Origin of the sequence: Aphanizomenon sp. CS-733/32, from assembly GCF_028330045.1 — a bacterium.
Classification (GTDB): Bacteria; Cyanobacteriota; Cyanobacteriia; order Cyanobacteriales; family Nostocaceae; genus Dolichospermum; species Dolichospermum gracile.
Map to the genome: position 1 here is coordinate 1 of NZ_JAQMSE010000250.1, position 2,748 is coordinate 2,748.

3 protein-coding genes and 2 pseudogenes are annotated in these 2,748 nt (G+C 40.9%); 2 read left to right on the forward strand and 3 right to left on the reverse strand.

Annotated features, from left to right (window positions below; genetic code table 11):
• Nucleotides 1-217: 217 nt before the first annotated feature.
• Nucleotides 218-1,207 carry a PRC-barrel domain-containing protein gene (locus PN471_RS22225; protein ID WP_193897750.1) on the reverse strand — a complete coding sequence of 330 codons (990 nt, stop codon included), beginning with the start codon at nucleotides 1,205-1,207 and terminating at the stop codon, nucleotides 218-220.
• Between the two features lie 334 nt (nucleotides 1,208-1,541).
• Nucleotides 1,542-1,721, reverse strand: a pseudogene (locus PN471_RS23550) (hypothetical protein); the annotation flags it as partial.
• On the opposite strand from PN471_RS23550, the gene PN471_RS22230 reads away from it, so the two are divergent.
• Both PN471_RS22230 and PN471_RS22235 read left to right on the forward strand, forming a co-directional pair.
• Complete coding sequence (locus tag PN471_RS22230; RefSeq protein WP_271778678.1) at nucleotides 1,709-1,894, forward strand: hypothetical protein; 186 nt, start codon at nucleotides 1,709-1,711, stop codon at nucleotides 1,892-1,894. The pseudogene PN471_RS23550 and the gene PN471_RS22230 sit on opposite strands and share 13 nt — an antisense overlap.
• 110 nt (nucleotides 1,895-2,004) lie before the next feature.
• Nucleotides 2,005-2,511: a DUF2085 domain-containing protein gene (locus PN471_RS22235; protein ID WP_193897746.1), complete on the forward strand. Its 507-nt coding sequence runs from the start codon at nucleotides 2,005-2,007 to the stop codon at nucleotides 2,509-2,511.
• Between the two features lie 118 nt (nucleotides 2,512-2,629).
• Here PN471_RS22235 and PN471_RS23555 read toward each other — a convergent pair.
• Nucleotides 2,630-2,748 (reverse strand): annotated as a pseudogene (locus tag PN471_RS23555) (Rpn family recombination-promoting nuclease/putative transposase); the annotation flags it as partial.

A 2,748-nucleotide genomic window follows, 5' to 3' on the forward strand; every position in this document is an offset into this window, starting at 1 on the left:
AGAAGAAGATAAGAATAGTATTAAATCTGGTAAAGTGATAGGTTTTTGCTAATTTCAACCCTTATTCCTTGCACTTCTTTCACCTTCTTTACCTTCAAACTCTTGATATATCTCAGTTCTAGGTTTATTCAGCAGCCCCTATCTAGGGATTGCTGAAAAAGTGGAAAAAGGCAAAAAAAATAACCCCTCTACTTGTAGTAGAGGGGGTTTACAAAACTTAATATCCGCCTTCTTCTTCGTATTCCACTTGTCGTTCCTTGACCTTCTTGGGAATATTTACAGGCTTTGGTGCATCATCCCACGCATCACCTTCTAGATCATCATCATAGTCATCATACTGGTCAGTGTAGGTCTTTTTGGCAGGTTTGGCTTCGTATCTAGGGGCTTCCTGATAACTATCCCTTACCGTCGCATCACTCCAGTTATCTTCTTCGTCTTCTTCATACTGAATTGACTCGTAAGAACGGGCTTTCATGACTTGACGCTGAGGTCTTTCTTCTTCTACATAGTCTTCTGTCCATTCCTCTTCTTGGGCTATGGGTTCAGGAATGCGGACTTTGGGACGGGGTGGTTGGAGAGGAACACCACTAGGTAATTGATTACTGGGTGCAACTGTCCGAGGGGCGCTATAGCCAAATTCTTCTTCTGCGTCTCTTTCCCAAGGGGCTTTACCAATTCCCAACCGTTCTAAAACGCCCACTGTTAATTGGTTTACTCTTTCTTCAGCACCTTCAAATACAATTAACCGACTAGGCCCGGTGCTAACTACTTCATCAATAGATAGTTCGTAGGTACTCAAAAACTGGTCAGGAATTTGGGGTAAACCCAAGGAGGCAATGACGATAGAGTATATTTTACCCGTTTCGCTATTAAATTTAAAGCCTCTCACTTTCCCTAAAACTTCACCTGTTTCTGTGATTACTTCCCAGTTCATCAGGTTACTGAGAATCTCCACTTCTACATCTTCAATGACATCCTCGTTATCAACTAAGACAACATCACCGATTTGGTTGATGGTGTTGAGATACATATTGCGAGGCAAACTAGAAATAGAGATGAGGCTGTCTCGCAGACTAAGCGCCACAACCTCTCTTTGATCAACATCAACCCAAATCTGACTCACGATACCTAACCGCTTACCGTTGTCGCGGGTGATTACCTGAGTGTTTAATATATCGGAACGTCTAATTACTTGTTCTGAGGTCATTCTATAGGTCGTCCTGTTCGCTTAGCGTGCCGTAGGCAATCTCGAATCTGGTTTATGTATATGTCTATTTTTAACAGAAATTTGTCAGTTGTCAGTTGTCATTGGTAAGATGAATTTTCATGGCTCTTCGGTACTTGTTATGCTAAATTACCAGTCGCTAATAGGGAACTCTTAACTGGGAACAGGGCAAAGAGAAAAAATTTTGCCATAATATTCAAAAGTATGGCTTATTTCTTTGACACAGCAAGCTTTATGAGATTTATTGGTTCAGATTTTGCAAATTATATATTATGTACTCAAGAGCCATTTTATTACCTTTCTTGCCTCTGTCCTCATTAGATGATTGCAACTTAATACCCAAAACTTGGGTATAAGCACTTCTGGCTTGAGTTACGCCAATTGTGCGCTGTGCTGATTATATCATCGGACGGCGCAAACTCACAACTATAAACTGTGCCTGTTCTGCCTGTTGTTTGATCATTCTAGCTAATCGTTCCACGTTTGCCCTTTGAAGAGGATGTAAATCTGGCAGCTTTGATAGGTTCTGATGATGATAATCTCGGAGCTATTGACACTCTCAGGGCTAAAGAGGACACTTTCACTCTTTGGGGGGCTTGTGGTGCGATTCGCCGTGATATCTTCTTATCTATGGGGGCTTTGATAAAACTTATCGTTGTCCCTGTGTGAAAGATATTGAATTAGGCTATCGGTTTACGAGTAGTGGGCATAAATCTAGATGATGATTTATAATCATTTCGGGTGTTGAAGAAAACGAAACACGGAGGACACAGAGAAAAATGCAACGGGCTATTCTATCCGGGGATTTACAGTTTAAACAAGTTAGCTGGGTGAGTTTTTTTGCTGATTTCCTATTAGCTGGTATGGTTTTTGGTCCTGCTATTGCACCTTTTCTGGCTGCGTCTGGCGTGTTTTTGCTTCCCGGTATTGCGGATATTATTTACTTTATGGGTAATCATGTGTGTCCGCAGCCTACTATGGGTTTGGAGTTAGCACCACCTTTTATTATGGCAGTTTGTATGCGCTGTTATGGAACGGTTTCAGGTTTATTGATAACCCGAATTTTGTATGCGGTAACTAATGGCAAAGGCGTTTTTTGGTTAAGTCAATATGGTTGGACTGGTGCGGCTTTTGCTAGTGTTTTCATGATGGCTTATCCCTGGGAATTAGCAGCACAGATTTTAAGTTTATGGGATTTTAATAATTATATTGTTACACCTTTTGGTTTGATTACGGGTTTGGCTTGGGGTTTATTTACTATGCCAATTCTGCATTTTCGTAGATGAAGCGATGTGGTGCGATCGCTCTATGTCCCAGTTGACAATCCTGAAATATGGATGATCGCCTTCCGTGGGGTTAAAGTCGGTAATGCGATCGCAAAGTCTATCAATTGGTATTATTCGCTCAAATTCTTTTAATAGCTTCCTGTGATAAACCAGTTGATTGTGCAATAATTTCTATAGCTATATTTTGCTCTTTCAATGCTTTGGCAACCTTCTCAATACCTTTCTCAATACCCTTCT